We start from the raw sequence: 22,467 nt of genomic DNA, 5'->3' as shown, positions 1-22,467 counted from the left end.
TGTCCCTAGTTGCTAAAGCGCTCGAAGTGGACCTGGTTCTGGAGCAGGCTCTCCTCGCTATGACCGGGTTTTTCTTCCACCGGGTGGCCGATGCCGATGATGGCCTCCACCATGATCTGCTCGGGAAGGTTGAGCAGTCTGCTCAGGTACTCCTGGGCGCTCTTTTCTGCGTCATGCTCCCGGAGGCGGATCTGGGCCCAGCAGGAACCCAGGCCCAGGTCCGCGGCAGCCAGGTGGAGGATCAGGGCGGCGATGGAGGCGTCTTCCACCCAGACATCGGTCTTGCTGCTATCGGCACAGACCACCACGGCCAGGGGCGCATTCTTGAGAAAGGCGGCGCCATGGGGCTTGGCCGTGGCCAGCTGCCTGATCGTCTCCTGCTCCTGGATGACCAGAAATTCCCAGGGGTTGATCCCCTTGGAAGAGGGAGAGCGGAGGGCTGCCTCCAGCAGCAGGTCCAGGTCTTGGCGACTGACTGCCTGGTTGCTAAAGCGGCGGATACTACGTCGTTTTCGTAAGAGCTTGATCAGCATGATAGCCTCGTCAGGTATGGATTGATAAGAACGCCCGGGTCTTGGTGCTGCTGCCTCTCCCCGGGTATATGGTCCCAGAGATACCCTCGAGCCAGGGGGGCGTCAACTGTTCCCTGGCCCTTATTCTCGGAGCAGAGCAGGAACACCGCCTGGGGCTCCAGAGAGTTACTGCTCGAATTCATAGGAGATATCACCGCTGCTCTGGGCGTTGCCGGTTTCGGTTTTCAGGTAAAAACCCTTGCCCAGGGAGTAGCGGGTGAAGAAGCTGGCTGAATCGTCCAGCAGGTTACGGCCATAACTGATATAGAAGCGCGGGGTCAGCCAGGAGCCGATGATCAGGGAGACGCTCTCCAGTCCCGGGTCAGGGCTCAGCTGGATGTTGTCGATATGGAGCAGCTCTTTTGAGCGTTGCACCACCCTGTTCACCGCGCCGAATCCCACCCGCTCGGCCAGATCACTCACCACCCCACTGGTATCTGTCCCTTCTCCCGGTTCGTTGCTGCCGTTGAGCAGTCGCTGGATGATCTCGTACTGTTCCATGGGCGGGGAGGAGTAAAAATGAATTTCCGGAGCACTGAGAAAACCACCGATCTCTACGCCTGCGGTCACGCCGTCCTGGCGCTTCTCCGTCCGGATCTCCAGTCCTGGGTCGTCAAGGGGGCCGCCGCTGTAGATCAGGCGGCCCAGGTCAATATCCAGCCGTTTCCCGTAGAGACTGAAGCCGCCCTGCCGGATCAGCAGGGAGCCGCTCCCCGTGGGGAGTGCTCCTCGGCTGTTCTCGATCTGCAGCTCTCCCTGGAGTTGTCCCCGCAGCCCCTTGGCATTGATACGGACCTCTTCGCCGGCCCGCAGGGTTATGTCGCTGCGCAGGGCCCAGGGCGATGACTCTTCTTTGCCAGGCTCATCCACCACCCGTACATCTGCGGAGGGGTGGATCACCCCGTCCTCTTCTCCTGAGCTGATTTCGGCTTGGGGAAAGGTGATGGTGCCGTTGATGACCGCCTCCCGGCGATCCACCATGATCTCCAGTTCAGGCGTGACCAGGGCCTGAAGCTCATCCGTGTTGATCAGCTCGAAGTCTTTGCCCTCCACCCGGAGGTGGAGAGTTTCCAGGGCCTGGCCCGGGGGGAGAGGGGTGGAGCTGATGGTGATGGAGCCGGGCCCGGAGCCGGCGGTCGCCAGCAGGCTGAGCTGCTTGTCAGCCAGCTCGGCCCTGGCAGAGAGCGGATCCAGGCTGATCCCCAGGGGGAAGATGCGCCCCTGGCCCTGTTCAAGATCAAGGTGGCCGCGGAGTTCGGGCTCCCTGGCCGAGCCGCCGATGGCCAGCACTCCGTTCAGGGCTCCCTGAATCCTGCCATACTCCTGGATAAGGGGGTTGATCACCGAGATGTCCCGGAACCCGAGGACAAGCCTGCCGTCCAGCCGGGCATTCTTGAATCCCGCAGCTGTTGCCTGGTCAAGGCTCATCTTCAGGCTGGAGTTGAGGCGGCCCTGGTCCGCCAGCAGCAGCTTCCCGCTGGCCTGGAGTAGCCCCCTGCCATAGTCGGCGCTGAGCTGGGCCTGGAGCTGGTGGAGCAGCTCCAGTTCCGTGGTGATGATCTCTGCAGGGGGCTGGAAGGCGCCTCTCTCCAGTTTGAGACGCAATCGGCCCTGCTGCAGCTCCTCTCCCCGGCCGTCCAGGGTCAGCGAGCCCCGGATATCGCCCTCCAGGACCAGGGCTTGGGGAAAGAGGGGGTGGAGGGAGTCCAGCGAGAGCCCGGGAATCGTGGCTGCCATGGTCCAGGAGCGGCTTGGTCCATAGGAGCCGGAGAGGCAGAGTTTGTCCTCCAGATCGCTGCCCAGGCAGCCCTGCTCCAGGCTGAAGCCGCCCTTCGCGCCTGGCTGCCAGTGGAGGGCGGCTGGCTGGTCGAGCCGCCACTCGGCCCTTGACAGGCCCTGGAGCTGGAGCTCCTGGAGGCTGCCCTGCCAGCCCTGGCTGTTCTTTTCGCCGTTCAGGCTCAGGCTCAGCTCCGTCTCTCCGGCCTTGAGCCTTGCCTGGATACGGGGTTGGCTGAGGGTGCCTGCAGCCTTGAGCTGGAGCTGATCAAGATCCTGGCCCTGCACCTTGAGTCCCTCGGCCTCGAGGTGCAGGGCCAGGGGGCTGTCCGAGGTGAAGCCGGTTCTTGCCTGGAGGGAGACGGTTGCCAGCTCCAGTTGCTGCCAGTGCAGCCCTGCAGCCTCCATGGAGGTGATCAGGGTCGGGCGGGCCTGGTTTCCCTGGATGGACCCCTGGCCATTGCCGCTGCCGGAGAGTCCCGGCCAGAGTTCTTCAAGCCTGGGGGCGGTCAGTCGGAATTGCAGTGCAGGCTTGGGACCCCATACCCCCTGGAGAGCCAGCCGGGCGGCCCCGCTGCTCAGCTGCAGGTCGCGCAGCTCCAGGGTGGCGCCGTCGAGTTGGGCGCTCCCCCGGGCCTGGACCGGGTAGCCTCGGAGTCGCCCCTGCAGCCCGTTCAGGGAAATGGTGGTCCGGATGGTCTGCCCGTCCTGGCCATCCAGGGGCTGAAGCCCACCTTGTATGCTGAGGGTCTCAAGCTCCAAGGCTCCCGGCCACCGGGGGTACCATTGACCTGGATCGATGCTGCTGGCGGAGATGTCCGCCTGCCAGGAGAGCCGCTCCTGCCAGGAGAGGGCCCCACTGCCCTGGAGAAGGCTCTTCCCCTGCCTGAGCTGCAGCTGGCGGAGGGTGAGACCTGTTGTTTTCAGTTCCAGCTCGGCCTGAAGGGAAGCAGGGGGACGGTGGGGGGGCGTGGGCGGAGCGATCTCTCCGCTCAGGCTAAGCCCGGTTCTCTCCAGGTTGCCTGAGCCGTGCAGCCTGAGTTCGTCCAGGGCGATCTCCGGCCAAGCCTGCTGCAGGAGGGCGAGGCAGACTCGCCTGCTGTGGGCACGAAACTGCCACTGAGGGCTGGGGGCATCCAGCTCGAATCTTGCCTCCAGCTCGGCCTGGAAGGGCTGCTCCAGGACGGCTTGGAGAGAGGGGCGGAACAGGGGGCCTTCGAGATGGGCCCTTCCTGCGAGCTCCTCCCAGCCGGGAGGCTGGAGACGATAGTCAAGCTCCAGGGCCAGGGGGTAGTCACCACGGGTCGTCAGCCTGCCCCGGAGGTTCAGGCGGAGTCGCTCCTGCTGCAGCTGGAGGGAGCCGATGCTCAGGCTGGTCTCCCTGAAGAGGGTCTTGTTCAGCTGAACAGGACCAAGGTTGAGGCGGCTGCTGCCGTCGGCGGCCAGGATCTCCAGCCCCTCCAGCTGTCCGGTTCTGATCTCCAACTCCAGGGGCAGGGAGATCCGGGGCAGTGGCCCGGGCAGGCTCGCCGAGCTCTCTGCGGCAGGGGGTGATTCCCGGTACTGAACGCGGCCCAGCTCGAGCCGACTGATGGTCAGGCGACGGCGGAGCAGCTGGCTGGGGTCAAGGAGCAACTCCAGGTCGGCTGTGCGGATGCTCTGGTTCTGGTCGGTATAGCTCAGGCCGCTCAGCCTGGCGCCGGTCAGCAGGGAACCCTGGACCTGGTCCACCACCAGTCGGCCGGGCAGCAGCAGCTCGCCGAGGTGCAGCAGGGTGCTCAGGCCCGAAGTGCTCAGGCTGAGGTAGCCGCAGCAGAGCACGATCAGGCTGGTCAGCAGGAGCAGGGCCACCAGGGCCGGGCGGAGGATTGCACGCATCAGAAGTCCGCCCCCATGGTGAAGTGGAGCCGCCAGCAGTTCCCCTGGTCCAGGGCCTTGGCGATATCCAGGCGTAGTTGGCCAAAGGAGGCGCTCCAGCGCAGGCCGATTCCGGCGCCCTGGCGCATCCGGAGCTCATCCCAGGAGTTGCTTGCGGTGCCGGAGTCAAAGAAGAGGGCTGCCCCCCACTCCCCAAAGAGCTGCTGTTCCAGCTCAAGACTGTAGGTCAACAGGTAGCGGCCGCCGATGACGTTGCCGGCAGCGTCTTCAGGGCCGATCCGTTTGTAGCCATAGCCGCGGACGCTCTGATCGCCACCGGCATAGAAGCGTAGCGAGGGCGGCAGGGCATAGAATTCGTCGGCTGCGGTGGCACCGATCTCTCCCCTGGAGATCAGGCGCAAGGAGCGAAACAGGGAGAGGATACCCTTGGCCTGCAGGGTCCCCTGGGTAAAGGTGGTATCTGAGAGCAGGTTGTGATCGCCGCCGATCAACCTGGCGCTGAGACTGAGGCCGTGATCGGCTCTGATGCGATTGTCGGTCCAGCGCCAGCTCACCAGGGCGCCGGGACTCAGCACCGTGGCGTGGCCGCTGTCCAGGCCGGCGACAAAGTCCTCGTCAAGGAAACGGACAAAGAGACTCAGCTCGCCCTTATCCGTGAGCCGGTCATAGCCGATGGTGGAGTTCCAGCCCTTGGTCTCGGTATTGTCAAAGTTTTCGTTTTCCCACTTGGCCACCAGGGATAAACGCTCCTTTTTGGGGTTACTGATGGGGATGGTGTAGACCCCGCCAAAGTGGCTCTTGCGCTGGGAGGGCTGCAACTGGATATCCAGCTGGTGACCGTAGCGGTTGAGCCGCTGGTTGTACCAGTCCAGGCGGCCCCGAAAACCGGTATCCGTGCCGTAGCCGAGCCCGGCCCCGTAGCGGTTGTTTACTCCCGGGGTGAGGAGCATGGTGATGGGCACCTGGCGGCCACGGGCCTGGTCCAGGTCATAGCGGGCCTCGGCAGTGGCAAAGTAGCCGCTGGCCAAGAGGGATTGGCGCATCCGGGTCAGGAGGCGGGGGGAAAAGGGATCGCCCTGCCTGGACGGGGCAATCCGTTCCAGCAGACCGTGATCCAGGAAGTCGCACTCAAAGGTGATGGGACCAAAGTAGTAGCGGGGACCCAACTCCAGGGTCAGGGTGATGGTCGCGCTTGCCTCCTGTCGGCGGACGTCGATCCGGTGTCTGCTGAAACGGGCCTGCTGATAGCCCTGGTTGAGGGCTGCCGTGGCCAGGCGCTGTTTGCCCTGGGTGTAGAGGCGTTGGTCCAGGATATCCCCCTGGCCCAGGGGAAACTCGGCAAGCAGCTGCCGGAGCCAGGGATCCTCGCAGCCCTCACCCGGACAGTTGATGGTGACCTGTTCGACCCGTACCGTCGGCCCTGGTTCCACCCTGATGGTGATGACCGGCGGTTGGGACTCCAGCTCCCGCTCAATGGTGATTCGTGGGGAGTAGTAGCCAAAGGGCTGCAGCGCCCGCTCGATCTCCCGGGGTGCCTTGTTCAGGTAGCCGGTCAGTTGCCGGCTGGAGTAGGGGGCCTGCTGCTGGTATTTTTTGAGGGAGAGTGAGGCCAGCGCATTTTCCCGGAGTTCATCCGGGAGGCCGTGGAGGAGGATGCGGGGCCCCTGCCCGGTCTGCGCCAGGGCCAGGTTCGGCAGGCAGCAGCAGAGCAGGAGCAGGGAGAGGAGCGCCGGCAGCAGGGAGCCTGCCCGGGAAGGACCGTTATGGCTGCAGTGGCGCAGGACCATGACCGCTCTGTTGGGCGCAGCCTGATCGGCTAGACCTTCTTGACGAACTGGGATTTCAGCTTCATGGCCCCGATTCCGGGGATCTTGCAGTCGATGTCATGGTCACCCTCGACCAGACGGATGTTTTTCACCTTGGTGCCCACCTTGATTACGCTGGAGGAGCCCTTGACCTTGAGGTTCTTGGTCACGGTTATGGTATCTCCATCTGCCAGGGGGTTACCGTTGGCGTCCCGGATGGACGATTCCTGGGACGCGGTCTCGGCCGGTTGTTCGCTGGACCACTCGTGGCCGCACTCCGGGCAGATGAAGAGGCTGCGGTCCTGGTAGGCATATGTTGAACTGCAGAGGGGACAGTTGGGTGGTTGACTCATGGTGTTTCCTTGCTTGTTGCTGTGTTGTCTGGGGTGGCTGGGGAGTGTCTCTGCCAGGGGAAGAGGCTGGATCAGCTCAGGGCTGCCCTCTGTTTGAGGACCCCTTGATTATTGTTGTCTGTTTTTTCAGGGACCAGTATACAGAAAAGCGGGGCATCCAGCCGTATTTTTCTGGAGCCATAATCAGGCCTGCAGGCACCCCTTGGGGTGTGCCATGAGTAAGGAGGGTAGAGATGAGTCGAGCAAAGATGGTGAGCAGAGAGGCCTTGAGCCGGCGGATAGCCATGGCAGCGGGTCGTGAACCGGTGGAGCTGTTGATCACCAACGGCCGGATTGTGGATGTCTTTAACCAGGAGATCATCCAGGGATCCCTGGCCATCGCCGGGGGCACCATCATCGGCGTCGGCGACTATCGCGCTGCCCGGACCATGGATGTCGGCGGCCGCTACCTCCTGCCCGGCCTGATGGACAGCCATGTCCATATCGAGTCCAGCCTGCTGACCCCCCGGGGCTTTGCCGCCACTGTCCTGCCCATGGGGACCACCACCGTGATCGCCGATCCCCACGAGATTGCCAATGTCCAGGGCAGCGACGGGATCCGTTTCATGCTGGAACAGAGCCGGGAGCTGCCCCTCAACATCCGCTATATGCTGCCCTCCTGTGTGCCGGCCTCGCCCTTTGAGAACAGCGGCGCGGTCCTGGGGGCCAAGGAGCTGGCCGCCTTTATCGGGGAGGAGCAGGTCTTGGGTCTTGGCGAGGCCATGAATTTCCCCGGAGTGGTCGCGGCCGATCCCGCGATCCTGGACAAATTGCTCCTGGCTCTGCAGCGGGGGAGGGTGGTGGACGGTCACAGCCCGGGCCTGGAGGGGATGGGCTTGAGCGGCTATGCCGCAGCCGGGGTTCGCACCGACCACGAGTGCTCCACAGTCGAAGAGATGCTTGCCCGCATCCGGCGGGGGATGTATGTCCAGATCCGGGAGGGCTCGGCGGTGCGTAACCTGGCTGCGCTGGTTCAGGGGCTGAGTCCGGCCAACAGCCGCCGTTGCCTCTTCTGTACCGATGACCGGGAGCCTGAGGATATCATCCGGCGCGGCCATATCAACGGTATCCTTGCCGCGGCCGTGGCTGCAGGGGTCGAGCCGCTCCAGGCCGTGACCATGGCCACCCTCAACCCGGCGGAGTGTTATGGCCTGGACAGCAAGGGGGCCCTGGCACCGGGCTATGATGCGGACCTGATTGTGGTGGAAGACCTCCGGGACTTTGTGGTGGACCAGGTCCTGGTCCGGGGCCGTCTGGTGGCCTCCCGAGGGCGGATGGAGCCGGGCGGGATCGCCGAGCCTGCCGGCTCCACCGTCAATACGGTCCGGATCCGGCCGCTGGCTGCGGCTGACTTTGGCCTGGAGGTCCAGGGGGCCCGAGCCCGGGTGATCGGCCTGGAGCCGCGATCCATCCTGACCAGAGAGCGTATCCGCGAGATCCGGGCGGACGACCAGGGGTGGTTTCAGGCAGAGCTCAACCCCGGTCTGACCAAGCTGGCCGTTATCGAACGCCACCGGGCCAGCGGCAATATCGGTCTGGGGCTGTTGGAGAACTACCAGCTCAACAGAGGCGCCATTGCCACCACCATTGCCCACGATGCCCATAATATCGTGGTTGCCGGTAGCCGTGACCAGGATATGCTGGTGGCTGTTCGCGAGCTGGAACGCCTGGGCGGTGGCATCGTCCTGGCCAGAGAGGGAGCGATCCTGGGGGCGCTGCCCCTGCCGGTGGCCGGCCTGATGAGCCAGGCCTCTGCAGCCGAGGTGGGAGCGCGCCTGGAGGAACTCATCAGCCTGGCCCACCGAGAGCTTGGGGTCAATCCGGCGATTCAGCCCTTCATGAGCCTCAGCTTCATGAGCCTCTCGGTCATTCCGGAGCTGAAGCTCACCGATCAGGGACTCCTGGATGTGAGCCGGATGGAGCTGGTGGATCTCTGGCTCTAGGCTCTGGTTGCGGGAACGGAGCTGGGGCGTGCTCTTCAGTTCCCGGCCATTCTCCCTGCTGAAAGTGAGCTGGCTTGGGAAAGGCGGAGACCAAGGTGCTGTTCAATCCTTGGGTCTGGTTCTGCCTCTTATTCCAGGTGGTTCCAGGGGCAGAACCGTCGCTCCAGGCGGTCCAGCAGCAGGTAGAGGCCAAAGCCCAGCAGGGCCATACCGGTGATGGCGCTATAGAGGGCGATATAGTCGGCACGGCCCCAGGAGTCCATGATCAGGTAGCCCAGCCCCCTGGTGGTGGCAAAGGATTCCACAAAAAAGAGGATCGCCACGGCGGTGCCGATGGAGATCCGCAGGGCGGTCAGGATCTTGGGCAGGGTGGCCGGCAGGATCACGTGGCAATAGAGCTGCCAGCTGCCGGCCCCCAGGGTCTGCAGCGAGTAGAGGTAGTTGGGGGGGATATCTCTGCTCGCATCCCGGGTGGTCACCAGGATCTGAAAAAAGATGATCACCCCAATCAGGACGATCTTGGAGAGGTTGCCGATCCCAAAGAGAATGATCACCAGGGGCAGCAGGACCACGTGGGGCATGGGGTAGAGCAGGTAGATAAAGGGTGAGAGCCTGCGGTTAAGGGCGGGTTCGTTGCCGATGAGCAAGCCCAGGGGAATGGCGCTCACCGCACCCAGGGCGACCCCGGCCAGGGCCCGCAGCCCACTGATCAGGATGTCGTCCAGCAGTCGGCCGCTGAGCAGCTCGGTTCCAAATTCTGTCAGGACCTGCCAGGGTTGGGGCAGGGCCATGGAGTTAAGCAGCAGGGCGGCAATCTCCCAGCCGCAGAGCAGCAGGGCCGCAGCCAGCAGCAGGTCACGCTTGGCGCACATCGCACTCCTCCAGCAGGGTCGAACGCAACAGGTTGCAGCGCTGAAAAAAGAGGCTGCTCTGGCGGTAGTTGATCTTCCCTGCCTCCCTGTTTTCCACCTGGGCGATGATTCTTCCCGGCGCATTGCCCAGGACAATGATCCGGCGACCGAGAAACACGGCCTCTTCAATGGAGTGGGTGACCACCACCGGCATCACCTGCCGTTCCTGCCAGAGCTCCAGGATCAGGTTCTGCAACCGTTCCCTGGTCAGGGCGTCCAGGGAGGAGAGGGGTTCATCCATGAGCAGGATATCCGGTTGAATGACCAGGGCCCGTGCCAGGGCCACCCGCTGCTGCATCCCGCCTGAGAGTTGGCCCGGATAGTAGCGGCTGAAGGCGGCCAGGCCCATCTCTTCCAGGGCCGCTCGTACCCGCAGGCTGCACTCAGCTTTGGCTACCTTCTGCAGTCTCAGGCCCAGGGCAACGTTTTCCGCGACGCTCTTCCAGGGAAAGAGACCGTAATTCTGGAGGATGGTACCGCAGCGGGCCCCCTCGGCAAGCCGTACCCTTCCCTGTTCGGCCTGGAGTAAGCCGGCGAGCAGAAAGAGCAGGGTGCTCTTGCCGCAGCCCGAGGGCCCGATGATGGCGCAACTCTGCCCTGCCTTGACCTGAAAGGAGACATCCTGGAGCACCTGCTGTCGCACTCCCTGGGACTGATAGCAGAAGGAGAGCTGTTCGACCGTGATCATGAAGAGCTCAGTGATACAGGTCAATGGCGACGAGCTGTTCATAGGCCAGGGGCCTGACCAGGCCTTTGCCAACCAGCCACTCCATCACCGGTGTGTAGAGCTCGCGGGGAAAGGGTGCGGGCCTGGGGTAGTGGGGGATCGGGTAGTCGGGCGCCAGCTGGGGCGGGATCCGGCCCTTTTCAACAAAGAGCGGGCGGTACTGTTCAGGATTGGAGTTGATCAGCTCCACGGCCCTGGTATAGGCCCGAAAAAAGCGGGCAACATCCTCCGACCGCTGAGCCAGGACCTCTTTGCGAAAGACCATCACCGTCTGGGAGAGGCTCTCGCTGCTCTGGCCATCGCTGAGTAGTCTGACCGCGCCCTTGCTCGCCGCTATCGAGGCCAGCGGCTCGGGTAGGGTTGCTGCCTGGATGGCGTTGGCCAGCAGCATCTGCATCCGGATGGGCATCTTCTTGACCTCGATCTTGTGGATCTCTGCTGGAGTGAATCCCTGGGCGGTCAGCATCCGGTCCGTGACATACTCGATGATGGTGGAGTTGGAGACCCCGATGGCTACCTCTTTCAGCTCCTCCACCCTCTTCAGCCCTGACTTGGGGGCTGCCAGGATGGCAAAGGTCCCTTCAGCAGCTGTTGCTCCCAGGCAGAGCGAGGTGATTTGGATCAGGCCGCGGCCCTGATCCAGCAGGATGGCGCCCACCGGATCATCGATGGCGCCGTCTATGGCCCCGGCGGTCAGGGCGCTGTCCCGCTCCAGGGCGCTCAAGAAGGGGATCAGTTCCACTGCCAACCCCTCCTGGCGGTAGAGCCCCTGCTCCTCGGCCAGGTAGAGCGGGACCACGTCTTCAATCAGCAGGGTCCCGATCTTCAGGGGGGCAGCCGCCTGAACAGGGCTGGTGATCGCCAGTAGGACGAAAACGACGAAGAGAACGAAGCAGGAGCTGAACTGTTTCATGGGGGTATCCTTCTAGTTGAGAGGAGCGGCACGGTCGGGACCAGCCCGGTTGACGCTGCTCATCATCCCTCAGGGATGGTAAAAAAAGCCGTTCTGTCCAGGTAAAGGGGAGGGCTCCCTGTACAGCCCGGAAGTAGGTAGCGTCTCCGGGAAAAAACGGGTGGCTGACCGGAAATGATCCATTAAACTACCATCTTCTGGACTGCTCGGGGAGGGGAAAGAGGAGGTTTTTGCAAGAAAAATGGGGCTGTGCTGCCTGGCACCGGTTGAGGCGCCAGGCAGATGTCAGTTTGTCAGCTTGTTAGCTTGGATTAAGTTTCTGTAGTTCAGCCAACCCTTGGCTGCCAGCTATTTGCTTGCGAGACAGAAGGTCACGGCCTCCGAGCCGTACAGCTCAGAATCAGGGAGAACGCCATCAGAGCAGGCCGTGGTCCGGAAGCCTGCAGCCGAGAGCAGCACGGCAAGATCGTTCTGGGAAAAGGTATGTATCCAGAAGCGATACACCTCCCTGCCCCCATCCTCATCGATGATTGTATGCTGGTTCAAGCTTACCTGCTCCTCTTCATAATAGAACGACTCGCTAAGCGCCAGGTAGGGAGAATCCCTCCAGAAACCCTTTAAAGAGAGTTCCCAGTCCTTTGCTGCTGTTGTTGTTACTGCTCCATTATGATTGAGCACGTCAAAGAGAAAGGTCCCCCCAGGTTTGAGGGCTCGATAGATCTTGTTGAGAAGGTGTGTCCGCTGTTCAGGGACCAGGACGCCGAAATCAGTGAATATCAACAGGATAAGGTCGTAGCTGTTTTCTGCTGTCAGCTCCAGGTAGTCCTGCTGCAGATAGGAGACAGCCAGCTTGTTGCTCTGGGCTGATTTCTTGGCGTAGCTGAGGGAGTTGGCCGAAACATCCATGCCCGTGACCCGGTGTCCAGCTCGGGCGAGTCGCTCGGCGTAGAGTCCAGGTCCACATCCAAGGTCAAGGATGTTCAGCCCTTCCCCGGGTACCTGCTCCAGGATCCATTGGACGGTGGAGGAGATGGTGCCTTCTCTCCTGCTTGCCAGATCCGTGTCCTGGCTCAGGTGGGTTTCCAGAAGTTGGGTGGAGATATGCTCATCCGTCCACATCATGGCAGTTCCTGGGGTATAGATTTCCGGCTTTTTCGTTGTCTTTATCAGTTTTTTGATGTTCATGATAACCTTGCTCCGACCCTTATAACGAAAAGAGACTAAAAAGGAGGAGCTCTCCTTGTCATCTGGGCGGAATGTTGGAGTACAAATAGTGGAAGGTCGGCGCTGAAAGGTCACCTTTCGATGGGCAGTGCCTCACTGCAGGCGCACCTCTCCTCTCTGATGACTACGACTTGGCTTCCCTTGGGTGGGCAAAAAGGGGGGATATATGATCAGGCGGTTTTCATGATAGGGCAAGGAGTAATGGAGATGGTCCCGGCTGTCAAGGTAATTGTCGTTCCCTTCTTGCTGGAGCTGCGGGCCGATTTCAGGGACAAATTTTCAAGGAAACAGGGAGGATCGTTCGCATGGAGGTGAGAACAGCCAGCGCATTGGAGAGAGAGGCCGTTGCAACCATCCATCAACAGGCCTTTGGCCCGGAGATGGGAGCTGTCACTGCCGAACTTGTCCGGGTCATGCTGGAGGATCCGACCGCCATGCCGATGTGCTCCCTGGTGGCGGTTGAGGGGGGGCAGCTGACAGGACATGTGCTCTTTACCAGGGCCACCATCGGCGAAGCCCCTGGGGAGGTCTCTGCCCGGATACTTGCCCCCCTGGCCGTTTTGCCGGAGGTGCAACATCGGGGAGTGGGCGGAAAACTCATCCGGGCAGGGTTGCGCTGTTTAAGGGCATCAGGGGTTGAGCTGGTTTTTGTCCTTGGACATCCGGGCTACTATCCGCGCTATGGCTTCAGACCCGCAGGAGTTCTTGGTTATCAGGCCCCCTATCCGATACCTGAGGAACATGCCGCAGCCTGGATGGTGCAGGAGTTGACTCAGGGAGTGATCGGCAGGGTCAGAGGGCAGGTCCACTGCTGCGCAACCCTGGATCAGCCCGAGCACTGGCGGGAATAGGGGCCTTACCCCGGCCAGCCGGCGTATCCCAAAGGCCTGGGGGCGCAGGAACGGGGAGTCCCGGACGCTAGCAGAGATTGAGACCGATGTAGGCGAGGGGAAGGGTGTAGAGGATGAAGAGGACCAGGCGGGATCGATGGTGCTTTTTCAAAAAAACCAGGACACAGAGGCCTGCAAAGACGGCAGAGCCTCTCAGACCCATGGACATATAGCTCCACTCGAGGATGGTTGAATCAAGGCCGGTGGTCACCAGCAGTGCAGCAAGCAGGAGCACCAGCGAGGTGATCATCCTGAGCAGTCGCAGCTGGGGGATCCTCTGGAACACACCCCGGGGCCTGGTGAGGAAATCGCAGTAGATGTTGGTGGTCACGCCGAGTACCAGGCCTGCCCCTGTTGCGAGTACAATCAACAACAGGCCGGCAGCAAAGAATGCGGCGATCAGCGGTGAAAAACTCTGGAACAGGAAAAAGGGCAGGGCCTGGGCACTGTTGGCTCCAAGTTCAGGGGAATGAGCCCTGAGATAGAGACCGATAACAAGGCCAAGGACGCCGATGGGCGGGATCACTGCCGCACTCAAAAAGGCCCCGTTTCGGGCCTGCCTGACATCCTTGGCCGAAAAGATGGCCTGCAGATAGATCTGGGTGGACAAGACCCCCACCACCATGGACAAGAGGTCCATGGCCGCAGAGCCGGCACCATAATGTGCAAGGCTCAGCAGCTCGCTGTCCCGGGGAAGCTGGCTGATAATCTGCTGCAGACCTCCCCCCCGGTAGAGGGCCAGGGTCGCACTGATGGCCATGATCAGGTAGAGCATAAAAAATTTAAGCTTGCCCACTAGGCCGGCAGCGGAAATACCCCCTGTACCGACAAACAGGCCGATGAGCAGCATGGTGAAGAGTACAGAGAGAAAATCTCCAAAGCCAAAAACGGACTGCAAGATGGCTATGGAGGCCAGGAACTGGGCCACCACATGGATGAACATCCCGGTTGAACTGAGGGCGCTGCTGTAATATCTGAATCCCTGGCCAAAAGAGTTGCCCAGATATTCTGCAACCGTGACCACCCCCTGTTCGCGAAGGGCCTTGGCAAAGAAACAGCCGAGCAACAGGCAGGAGAGGCTGCTGCCAAAGGTAAATATGCAGGCAGAGATGCCATGGGTATAGGCCGTCTGGACCGTTCCCATGGTGGAGATGCCCCCGACCAGGGTACCGATAATCACCCAGGAGACCCCGGTGAAGGGCAGGGAGCGGTCTGCAAGCGCAAACTGGCTTGCAGAGCGAAGAGCTGAGGAGCGTCTGGTGGTGAGCAGTGCGATCAGGGCGAAGGTGATGATAAAGGTGGTTTTATAGAGGATGGAGTCTATCTGCATGGAAAGAGCCGCGGCAAGGGTGAGCTGGCAGGAGCTGGAGACAGGAATCTTGAGTTTCCCGATGGGTTCTCCTTGTACACCCCAAGGCCGGGGAGGGCAAGGTTCGGCGATGGACTTCAGGCGAGCTTGAAGAACAGGGAGGCCTGTTCAGGTGCAGGGCAGACGAGAAAGAGGACCACCGGTGGAGACAGGGATCCGGAGGATAGTCCGAGGATAATTTGTCAGGATAACGCCGTGGTCGGGCAAGAGGCTAATGATTCAGGTGCATTGCGGCAGCTCAACGTAGAGGAGCGGACATGTCAGCAGGACAGGGCGGAGAGCCAAAACAACAGGGGGGGCTTGGCCGGCCGGCCGGACTCAACTGCAGCGGCTGTGGGATTGAGCTTGAGCCGCTGGCCGAGGAGCTGATCTGGGAGGATGATCAGCCCTTTTGCAGCTGGTGCTGGAGCAATGACTGCTGCCGGGTCAGTCGGGAGGCGGCCGGGCAGGGAGGAGAAGAGTAAACCTTTCCCCGATGGCTTAGGGCGATGGCGGCTTTTTTGTCTCTGTACGGGCAGCCCGGACAATGGTCCGGGCCAGGTTGGTGAAGACAAAGAAGTGAAAGGGGTAGACCGCGTACCAGTAGAGCCTGCCCCACAGGCCCCGGGGGATGAAATGGGCGGTCTGGACCAGTTGGCGGGGTTGGACATCAAATTCCAGCCAGGCCTGGCCAGGGAGTTTCATCTGGGCATAGAGCAGTAATCGTTTGTTTTCCTTGAGGTCGACCACCTTCCAGAAGTCAAGGGCATCGCCCAGCCGCAGCTGCCGGTGGAGTCGTCTGCCCCGGTTCAGGCCATAACCGCCAAAGATCTTGTCGATCAGGCCCCGAAGCTGCCAGAGCAGGTTGTAGCGGAACCAGCCGTTGGGGCCGCCGATGGCACAGGCACTCTGGAAGACCGCCTCCTGCTCTTGCTGCTCTGTGTAGACCACGGTGCGGCTGTCGCGGAGGATGGCGCCGCTGGGGTCATCGAAGTCTTTGATGTCACAGGCCTGCAGGCCGGAGCTGTCGCACCAGCGGCTGAGGACCTGGTGCTGCTCCAGCTCCCGGAGGGCGCGGGCCACGCTCTCCCTAAAGGAGCTGGTTCTAATCCCAGGGAAATAGTGGGCCGCAGCCTGGTTTTGGAGGATGGTCTCGCTCTTCAGCCCCTCCACCAGGGCTGCGGCCAGTCCAAGGGGAATGGGGGTGAAGAGGATCAGCCAGTAGGAGGAGAGCCTGGGGGAGAGCAGGGGCACCGGAATGAGCAGCCGTTTCAGGCCCATGACCTCGGCTGCCTGGGCCATCATCTCCTGGAAACTGAGTTGCTCGGCCCCGATATCGACCACTAGGTTGTCCTCATACCCCAGCTCAAGGGAACCCTCCAGGTAGGCCAGGACATCGTCGATACCGATGGGCTGGGTCTTGGTTCGCACCCAGGAGGGGGTGATCATCAGGGGCAGCTTCTGGGTGAGGTTGCGGATGATCTCGAAGCTGGCGCTGCCTGAGCCGATGATCACGCCGGCCCTGAGCCAGATGGTCTGGATTTCCCGGGGCCGATTGCTGAGGATCTCGCCGGTTTCGATCCGACTGAGCAGGTGTGCGCTGGCATCGGCCTTGACCCCCAATCCGCCCAGATAGATGATCCTCCGGACCCCGGAGGCGATACAGCAGTCTCTGAAATTCTCCGCACTCCGCCGGTCCAGCTCCTGATAATCCTGAGTCGAGCCCATGGAGTGGATCAGGTAATAGGCCGTATCCACGCCTTCCAGGGCCTGGGAGAGTGCTTCCCGGTCAAAGGTGTCTCCCTCGTGGATATCCACCTGCTCGCTCAGGATACGCTGGACCTTGTTGCGGTTGCGGACCAGGATCCGAATGGGGTGGTTGGTATCAGCCAGCAGCCGATGGCTCAGCCTTCTGCCGATATAGCCGGTGGCACCGGTGATCAGGATGGTGGCGGGCATGGTCTCAGGCATGGTTGCGCAGTTTCAGTTCCAGGGGATGGGGATGCAGGTAGTATTGGCGCTGGAGGTAGGGCTCCTTATACTTGCGGACATAGTGGTTGATCAGGGTGATGGGAACAATCAGGGGCAGATGCTGCTCACCGTAGCGCTCAATCAGCTCAAGCAGCTCTTTCTTTTCGTCACTGGAGAGCAGCTTCTTAAAGTGGCCCACGATGTGGAGCAGGACGTTGAGGTGTTTCTTGACCGTGGGCTTGAGCCGCATGGCAGCCATCAGGGGGGCCTGGTAGCGCTCAAGCAGGGTGGGCAAGTCCTGACTGCCTGCCTCGGCGACGATCTTGCCGAGCTGTCGGTAGAGCTTTTCGCTGTGGGCCCGGAGGAGCATCTTGTGCTCGCTGTGGAAGGCGACCAGTTTGCCCGGGCTGGGGGCGGCCAGGAGCGCTCGCCAACGGCGGTAGACAAAGACCGATTCGATAAAGTTTTCCCTGAGTCCCATATCGTGCAGGCGGCCCTCCTCTTCGGTGGGCAGCAGCGGGAAGTGTTCCTTGAAGATCCTGGCAAACAGCCCCACGCCAACGGCTCGGGGGACATTGTTGTGGTCATAGACCTTGACCCGTTCCATCCCCGAGGAGGGTGACTTGCTCTTAAAGATAAAACCGCAGATCTCCTCATCCTCCAGCTCGCGTACCCGTCGCCGGGCCCAGCGGTTCATCTGCTCGCTGAGGTCGATCCGGGAGGTGACGGTCACCAACCTGGGGGCTTCGGGATCCCCCACCAGCCGCATGGCCTCCCGGGGGACCGGCAGGCCGCACTCCACCTCCGGGCAGACCGGTACAAAATCGAAAAATCGGGAGAGGGTATCGGTGAGATAGGGGTCGCGCTGGTGGCCGCCGTTATAGCGGACCTGGTTGCCCAGCAGGCAGGAGCTGATGCCAAGGCGGATCTTGTCGTTGTTTTCCTGGGCCATGGTCCGTCCTCCTTGCAGGTTGAGGAATCTTCTCTCTCTGCACTATAGCATGAATGAGCTGGAAACGAAGCAGGGAATGGTTCCCAAAAGGACCGGGGCTCAGCCCTGGTCAGCGGCACTTGGCCTGAGGACGCTGCTGATCTTGGACGGTGATGACAGGGGGGATGGTGAAAGAACTGCAGAGCTGCAGAACTGCCAGGGGGGCAGGTACTGGAGAGGATCTGGTCAGTGCGGTCTCGCAGGCGGGCCGACACCGGCCAGATCAGGTGGGAGCGGTTATTCTTTGAAGATACACTCTGCCGGGCAGGAGGCGATGGCCTCGTCCACGCAGTCTGCCCCGGGATCGGCGCCGTCGATGACATAGGCCTTGGTCTCGTCATCATCAAAGGCAAAGACATCCGGGCAGATCTCTACACAGGCCTCACAGCCGATACACTCTTCCTGGTCGATTCGTATTTCTGCCATGCTGTTTCCTCCACTGTTGGGGTTAGGGCGATCCTTGAGCGGATCGATGGTACTTCTCTGTTGATATTGGGATAATCACCGCCACAGGGCCATCATCGCTGTCCTGAAAAACGGACAGCGGAGCTGGAGGGCGGGAGCACCTGTTGCCGGTCGTCACGGAGGCGTCAGGCAGTGGTGGTGTCTGCTGCTTCCGTCATCGAGGCCTTCCTGTCTGCAGAATATGCCGCTGGAGAGCCGGTATCTTTTCTGATCATGATCTGCAGCCATTGTACCCCTCTGCCCGTAAGTTGCAATCTCTTGCTTGCCTTTTTTAGCTTAGGGTATCTTTTTTTGTCGGTCAAAAGATTTTGTGACCATCTCCCACTGCACCGGAATGATGATGATGGTCAGCAGGGTGGCGCTGCAGAGGCCGGTGACAAAGGTCATGGCCATGGACCCCCAGACGATGGAGTATTCCGGAATTCCCAGGGCCATGGGCAGCAGTCCCAGGGTGGTGGTGAAGGTGGTGAGCAGGATGGGGCGCAGGCGGGTGTTGGTGGCCGTGATGATGGCCTGCTGGCGGCTCATTCCGCTCTGGTAGCAGCGGTTGAGAAAGGCCACCAGCACCAGGGAGTCGTTGACCACCACCCCGGTCACCCCGATCACCGCCACAAAGCTGTTGATGGTAAAGAGGGTTCTGGAGAAGAAGGTGCCGAAGATCACCCCGATCAGGGCAAAGACGATGGCTGTGATGATGATCAGGGGTTGGAGGTAGGATTGGAACTGGGCCGCCAGAATCAGGTAGATGACCAGGGTGGCAACGATAAAGGCATGGGAGAGGGAGATAAAGGATTGGCGGGTGGACTCATGCTCACCGGCAAAGATCAGCGTGGCCCCGGGGAAGGCGCTGCGGATGGTCTGGTAGTAGTCCCGGGTCATGGCGACCACCGCAGCCGCCGAGAGGGAGGCCCCTGGTTTGAGGTTGGCGGTCAGGGTGATGGCCCGCTGCTGCTGGAAACGGTTGAGGATGCCCGGTTCCCGGCTAAACTCCAGGGTGCAGAGATCACCCAGGCGGATCATTCCCCTGGGGTGTTCGATCACCGGGGTATCCAGGAGCTGGAGCAGGTCCACCTCCCTGGGGCGGGCCATCTTGACGATCAGGTCCACCTGCTCTTCGGGCAGGCGCATTCTGCCCACCAGCCGGCCGTTGAGGGTCGCTGCGGCCAGGGCAACGACCTCGCCCGGGTCCAGCCCCCACTCTGCCACCCGTTCCTTGAGCAGGCGGATACGAAAGACCCGGTTGACCTTGCCCTGGTCGTTTTTCACATCCCGGAGCAGCGGCCCTGTATCGGGGTTGCTGGTGAGGAAGGTGCTGAGGCTTGCTGCCAAGGCGGCCACCCCGGCCTCACTGGTGCCCAGAACCCGAATGGTGAGGTCCTTGCCCGTGGGGGGGCCGTCTTTTTCCGGTCGGACCACCATGGTGAAGTCGGCGGGCAGGTGCGGGGCGAGCAGGCTGCGCATATATTCCAGGTGGCGGACCACGTCGTTTTCCGGGTAATCGCTCAGCCGCCTCTGCTCCGACGGGGGGAGGGTGACGGCGATGTGGCCCAGGGTGTTGCCGTACTGGGGGGTGAAATCTTCATCAATATAGTAGCCGCTGAACCCCAGGGCCGATTCCGCCATGCCCGGTCCCTGGTCATGGATGATCCGGGAGAGCTCGAGGATGGTCTGGTTGGTGGTCTCCATGGAGGTCCCGGCAGGGCCGAAGAGTTCCACGTAGTAGAGGGAGTAGTTGTCCGGGAAAAACTGGATTCGCAGCAGCTTGCTCTTGCCCTGGAAAGAGAGCACAAAGATCAGCAGTGCCAGGCCAAAGGCTACCAGCAGCAGCGCCTGGCAGCTGAGGCGAAAACGCAGGGCCAGTCGGATGGCCCGGTTAAAGACGCTCCGCAGCCCTGCCATGATCCGGCCATCCCCATGTCTCCGCTCCGGTCGATGCTGTTCCCCTGCCCCGGAGGAGGCGCGACGCCGGCCGAACTCCAGGTAATGGCAGGGCAGGATGAGCAGGCACTCCAACAGCGAGGCCAGCAGGGCAAAGACGATGGTCTTGGGGATGATGGCAAAAAAATCGCCCACCATACCGGTCATCAGCAGCATGGGCAGGAAGGCGGCAACCGTGGTCAGGGTGGCCGAGAGCACCGGCAGGAAGACCTCGGAGGTGCCGGTGACGATGGCCATCTCCAGCGGGCGCCCCTCCTGGATATGGCGATAGATGTTCTCCACCACCACGATGGCATCATCGACAATGATCCCTGAGACCAGGACAAAGGCAAAGAGGGAGACCTCGTTGATGGAGTTGCCGGTCAGGTACATCAGGATCAGGGTGACCAGGAAGGCAAAGGGGATGCCGATGGTGGTGAGGGCGGCGTTGCGGAAACCCATGAAGGCCCAGATGAGCCAGCAGACCAGGACAATTCCGACCAGGAGGTTGACCCCCAGGACCCGGATCGAGTCCCGGATGTTTTTGCTCGAGTCCTGGCTGACGGAGAGGGTGATCTCTTCCCGGGCATAGAGGGGGGCGAGACGCTCCACCAGTTGACGGACCCCTGCGGCAATGGCCAGGCTATTGCCCTGCTCGCTCTTCAGTATTTGGAGGGTGACGCACTCCCTGCCGTTTACCGAGGCGATGATAAAGGGATCCCGGTGGCTGTGGAGCGCATCCCCGGTTACGTCGGCCACCCGGGTGAACGAACCATCGCCGTCGGTGCGGATGATCGTCTCCAGCAGCTGGTCCCTGGTGGTGAACTGTTCATCCACCCGGAGGCTGAACTCCCCCTCCGGGGTGAGTCCGTGACCGGCGGGCAGGGTGAGGTTGGCCCGGGCCAGGGCGGTGGCGACTTGGCTGAAGGTCAAGCCCCGCTGGCTGAGTTTCTCCTGGTCCAGGAGGAGGTGGAACTCCGGGGTATACGCTCCCAGCAGCTTGACCTCCTGGACGCCCGGGATGGCGCTGAGGGGGATCTTCAACTCCTCGGCAACCAGCTTGAGGGTGGTGTTGCTCTGCCTGCCCGAGACATTGACGCTGATGGCCGGGAACCAGTCCCCCACATCCAGCAGGTTGAACACCGGTGGATCGGCACCCGGAGGCAGGTCCTTGGTAATGGAGAGCACCTTGATCCGGACATCGTCAAAGAGTTTGCGGTAGTCACTGTCATCGGCAAACTTGATGACGATGTTGGAGCGCTCCCGGTAGCTGCTCGAACGGATGTAGTCGATATCTTCCAGGCGCTCCAGGCCGTCTTCGATTTCCCTGGTGACCAGGGTCTCCACCTCCTCGGGTGAGGCCCCGGGGAGAAAGGTGTTGATGTACATCTTGCCGAACTGGATGTTGGGATAGCGATCGATGGGCAGCAGGAAAACGATAAAGGCCCCGATCACGATCAGGAGCACAAACAGGAGGTTGATGACCACCTTCTGCCTGAGGGTGAAGTCGACAACCCGGTTCATGGCGCTGGTGAGGGGGGGCTCTGTTGAAGAAAGCGATCACCGCTGCTCAGGCCCTTGGCGCTGATGATCGCCAGCTCGCCCTCTGCACTGCTGCCCAGGAGGATGACCTGGACCCGTTCTTTATCGGTCCTGACCAGCCAGTGGGCATCATAGCGGCTGAGCAGGGCTGTCTTCGGCACCAGAAAGGCCTGGCTGGTCTCTCTGCTGGTCAGCCGGAGGAGGCTTCGGATGCCGCCCCGGATCCGGGTGCTGCCATGGCGGCCAGGGATGAGCAGCTGGACAGGGATCTTTCTGGTGCCTGCCTCAAACTCCGGTGAGACCCGGTGGATTGCGGCGGGAAGCGTGAGCTTGAGATCCGGGAGGCGCAGGGAGAGCTGTGGTTCTGCCTGCAGGGCCTGCAGTTCCGGAAAGGTGACGGCAAAGGGGACGGTGAGCTCCCGGTAATCGCCCACCCGGGCCACGGCCTGGCCGGTCTGGACAAACTCGCCCGGTTCCACCATTCGCTCGATCAGCTCCCAACCCGGCGGGGCGGTAATGGTGGAGCGCCGGAGTTGTTCCCGGATCCGCTCTTCCTGGTTGTCCAGCTCTTTGAGGGAGAGCCTGTGGAGCTCGGCCTGGAGGCGGACCTCGTCCAGGCTGGCCTGGGGAATCGATTTCTGATCGTGGAGGGTGGTATAGCGGCGGAGGCTGCGCTGCTCGGTGGCCAGTCGGCGTTCCACCTTTTTTCGGGCCAGTCGCTTGGCCTCAAGCTCCAGCCGGAGGAAAGTGGTGTCCAGCAGGACGAGCCTGCCCGAGGCAGGCAGGGAATCCCCCTGATCGAGCAGCACCTCCAGGCAGCGGCCGTTGAGTTCGCTGCTGATGGTACGTTGTTCTTTGGCCCGGGTAAAGCCGGTGAGGGTGAATTCGCGCAGGTAGGGACGGAGGGTAACGGTTTCGGCGGCCTTGGAGGGGGCAGAGAGCGGGAAGAGGATGAACAGCAGCGCCAGCACTGTCCGGACTCTGGTGCTCGTCAGCCGGCAGCAGGGACGGGGGCAGGGGGAGTGCTGGGGGGAGACCCCCTGGGCTAGGGCGAGCAGCATAGTCTACGATGGCCCTCCATGCTCGGTTTATTGGTGGTGGCTGCTTTTTAATAGAGTAATGCTTATTCTTTACATGGCCTATAAAAAAGGAGTGCTGCCCCTTTAAACTGTACTGCAGCTGTTCCTTGCTGCTTTCAGGGA

Annotated in this window: 17 protein-coding genes; 3 read left to right on the top strand and 14 right to left on the bottom strand. The window is 61.8% G+C overall.

Translation table 11 applies throughout. From position 1 onward, the window contains the following. Positions 1-5: 5 nt before the first annotated feature. The 4 genes from G494_RS0106235 to G494_RS0106220 form a co-directional block, all read right to left on the bottom strand. The gene (locus tag G494_RS0106235) at positions 6-533 is read right to left on the bottom strand and encodes a nitroreductase family protein (protein ID WP_028583838.1); all 528 of its coding nucleotides are present in this window, start codon (positions 531-533) and stop codon (positions 6-8) included. Between the two features lie 165 nt (positions 534-698). Beyond that, entirely contained in the window at positions 699-4,226 is a 3,528-nt protein-coding gene (locus tag G494_RS27890; protein ID WP_028583837.1) for a translocation/assembly module TamB domain-containing protein, read from the bottom strand. After that, positions 4,226-6,013, bottom strand: a complete 1,788-nt coding sequence (locus G494_RS0106225) for an autotransporter assembly complex protein TamA (protein ID WP_028583836.1) — start codon at positions 6,011-6,013, stop codon at positions 4,226-4,228. The genes G494_RS27890 and G494_RS0106225 overlap by 1 nt, the downstream gene beginning before the upstream one ends. Before the next feature lie 29 nt (positions 6,014-6,042). After that, complete coding sequence (locus G494_RS0106220; protein ID WP_028583835.1) at positions 6,043-6,384, bottom strand: zinc ribbon domain-containing protein YjdM; 342 nt, start codon at positions 6,382-6,384, stop codon at positions 6,043-6,045. Between the two features lie 248 nt (positions 6,385-6,632). Here G494_RS0106220 and ade point away from each other — a divergent pair, with 248 nt between their 5' ends. Then, positions 6,633-8,366, top strand: coding sequence for an adenine deaminase (gene ade / locus G494_RS0106215; RefSeq protein ID WP_028583834.1), 1,734 nt, complete (start codon positions 6,633-6,635; stop codon positions 8,364-8,366). Positions 8,367-8,494: 128 nt separating this feature from the next. Here ade and G494_RS0106210 read toward each other — a convergent pair whose 3' ends face one another. The 4 genes from G494_RS0106210 to G494_RS22225 form a co-directional block, all read right to left on the bottom strand. After that, positions 8,495-9,238, bottom strand: a complete 744-nt coding sequence (locus G494_RS0106210; RefSeq protein ID WP_028583833.1) for an ABC transporter permease — start codon at positions 9,236-9,238, stop codon at positions 8,495-8,497. After that, on the bottom strand, positions 9,222-9,965 hold the full coding sequence (locus G494_RS0106205; protein WP_028583832.1) for an ABC transporter ATP-binding protein: 744 nt from the start codon (positions 9,963-9,965) through the stop codon (positions 9,222-9,224). Before G494_RS0106205 ends, G494_RS0106210 begins: the two co-directional genes overlap by 17 nt. A 7-nt stretch (positions 9,966-9,972) precedes the next feature. Continuing rightward, complete coding sequence (locus tag G494_RS0106200; protein WP_028583831.1) at positions 9,973-10,917, bottom strand: MetQ/NlpA family ABC transporter substrate-binding protein; 945 nt, start codon at positions 10,915-10,917, stop codon at positions 9,973-9,975. Between the two features lie 348 nt (positions 10,918-11,265). After that, positions 11,266-12,039 carry a class I SAM-dependent methyltransferase gene (locus G494_RS22225; protein WP_161629946.1) on the bottom strand — a complete coding sequence of 258 codons (774 nt, stop codon included), beginning with the start codon at positions 12,037-12,039 and terminating at the stop codon, positions 11,266-11,268. Positions 12,040-12,446: 407 nt separating this feature from the next. On the opposite strand from G494_RS22225, the gene G494_RS0106185 reads away from it, so the two are divergent. After that, on the top strand, positions 12,447-12,992 hold the full coding sequence (locus G494_RS0106185) for a GNAT family N-acetyltransferase (protein ID WP_035245625.1): 546 nt from the start codon (positions 12,447-12,449) through the stop codon (positions 12,990-12,992). A gap of 67 nt (positions 12,993-13,059) precedes the next feature. Here the strand turns inward: G494_RS0106185 and G494_RS22220 are convergent, their stop codons facing one another. Beyond that, complete coding sequence (locus tag G494_RS22220; RefSeq protein ID WP_051305451.1) at positions 13,060-14,361, bottom strand: sodium:solute symporter family protein; 1,302 nt, start codon at positions 14,359-14,361, stop codon at positions 13,060-13,062. Between the two features lie 296 nt (positions 14,362-14,657). Between G494_RS22220 and G494_RS0106175 the strand changes: the two genes are divergently transcribed. Next, on the top strand, positions 14,658-14,864 hold the full coding sequence (locus G494_RS0106175; RefSeq protein ID WP_028583828.1) for a hypothetical protein: 207 nt from the start codon (positions 14,658-14,660) through the stop codon (positions 14,862-14,864). Between the two features lie 16 nt (positions 14,865-14,880). Here the strand turns inward: G494_RS0106175 and G494_RS0106170 are convergent, their stop codons facing one another. From G494_RS0106170 to G494_RS22215, 5 genes are all read right to left on the bottom strand, one after another. Next, positions 14,881-16,350 carry an SDR family oxidoreductase gene (locus G494_RS0106170; protein ID WP_028583827.1) on the bottom strand — a complete coding sequence of 490 codons (1,470 nt, stop codon included), beginning with the start codon at positions 16,348-16,350 and terminating at the stop codon, positions 14,881-14,883. Further along, positions 16,343-17,302: a YbgA family protein gene (locus G494_RS0106165; protein ID WP_028583826.1), complete on the bottom strand. Its 960-nt coding sequence runs from the start codon at positions 17,300-17,302 to the stop codon at positions 16,343-16,345. Before G494_RS0106165 ends, G494_RS0106170 begins: the two co-directional genes overlap by 8 nt. Positions 17,303-17,578: 276 nt before the next feature. Then, positions 17,579-17,767 (bottom strand): ferredoxin, encoded by a 189-nt coding sequence (locus G494_RS0106160; protein WP_028583825.1) that lies wholly within the window; start codon positions 17,765-17,767, stop codon positions 17,579-17,581. Between the two features lie 315 nt (positions 17,768-18,082). Continuing rightward, a complete protein-coding gene (locus G494_RS0106155) occupies positions 18,083-21,247 on the bottom strand; it encodes an efflux RND transporter permease subunit (RefSeq protein WP_028583824.1) in 3,165 nt (1,054 codons plus the stop codon). Then, positions 21,244-22,326 (bottom strand): efflux RND transporter periplasmic adaptor subunit, encoded by a 1,083-nt coding sequence (locus G494_RS22215; protein WP_051305450.1) that lies wholly within the window; start codon positions 22,324-22,326, stop codon positions 21,244-21,246. The genes G494_RS0106155 and G494_RS22215 overlap by 4 nt, the downstream gene beginning before the upstream one ends. Positions 22,327-22,467: the final 141 nt, after the last annotated feature.

Origin of the sequence: Desulfogranum mediterraneum DSM 13871 (assembly GCF_000429965.1) — a bacterium.
GTDB classification, from domain to species: Bacteria; Desulfobacterota; Desulfobulbia; order Desulfobulbales; family Desulfobulbaceae; genus Desulfogranum; species Desulfogranum mediterraneum.
Note: the sequence above shows the minus strand (reverse complement) of the source record. Positions and strands in the feature narration are given on the sequence as shown.

Coding starts and splice junctions, on each gene's coding strand:
- G494_RS0106235 (WP_028583838.1), bottom strand. CDS start 533: ATGCTGATCAAGCTCTTACGAAAACGACGTAGTATCCGCCGCTTTAGC.
- G494_RS27890 (WP_028583837.1), bottom strand. CDS start 4,226: ATGCGTGCAATCCTCCGCCCGGCCCTGGTGGCCCTGCTCCTGCTGACC.
- G494_RS0106225 (WP_028583836.1), bottom strand. CDS start 6,013: ATGGTCCTGCGCCACTGCAGCCATAACGGTCCTTCCCGGGCAGGCTCC.
- G494_RS0106220 (WP_028583835.1), bottom strand. CDS start 6,384: ATGAGTCAACCACCCAACTGTCCCCTCTGCAGTTCAACATATGCCTAC.
- ade (WP_028583834.1), top strand. CDS start 6,633: ATGGTGAGCAGAGAGGCCTTGAGCCGGCGGATAGCCATGGCAGCGGGT.
- G494_RS0106210 (WP_028583833.1), bottom strand. CDS start 9,238: ATGTGCGCCAAGCGTGACCTGCTGCTGGCTGCGGCCCTGCTGCTCTGC.
- G494_RS0106205 (WP_028583832.1), bottom strand. CDS start 9,965: ATGATCACGGTCGAACAGCTCTCCTTCTGCTATCAGTCCCAGGGAGTG.
- G494_RS0106200 (WP_028583831.1), bottom strand. CDS start 10,917: ATGAAACAGTTCAGCTCCTGCTTCGTTCTCTTCGTCGTTTTCGTCCTA.
- G494_RS22225 (WP_161629946.1), bottom strand. CDS start 12,039: ATGATGTGGACGGATGAGCATATCTCCACCCAACTTCTGGAAACCCAC.
- G494_RS0106185 (WP_035245625.1), top strand. CDS start 12,447: ATGGAGGTGAGAACAGCCAGCGCATTGGAGAGAGAGGCCGTTGCAACC.
- G494_RS22220 (WP_051305451.1), bottom strand. CDS start 14,361: ATGCAGATAGACTCCATCCTCTATAAAACCACCTTTATCATCACCTTC.
- G494_RS0106175 (WP_028583828.1), top strand. CDS start 14,658: ATGTCAGCAGGACAGGGCGGAGAGCCAAAACAACAGGGGGGGCTTGGC.
- G494_RS0106170 (WP_028583827.1), bottom strand. CDS start 16,350: ATGCCTGAGACCATGCCCGCCACCATCCTGATCACCGGTGCCACCGGC.
- G494_RS0106165 (WP_028583826.1), bottom strand. CDS start 17,302: ATGGCCCAGGAAAACAACGACAAGATCCGCCTTGGCATCAGCTCCTGC.
- G494_RS0106160 (WP_028583825.1), bottom strand. CDS start 17,767: ATGGCAGAAATACGAATCGACCAGGAAGAGTGTATCGGCTGTGAGGCC.
- G494_RS0106155 (WP_028583824.1), bottom strand. CDS start 21,247: ATGAACCGGGTTGTCGACTTCACCCTCAGGCAGAAGGTGGTCATCAAC.
- G494_RS22215 (WP_051305450.1), bottom strand. CDS start 22,326: ATGCTGCTCGCCCTAGCCCAGGGGGTCTCCCCCCAGCACTCCCCCTGC.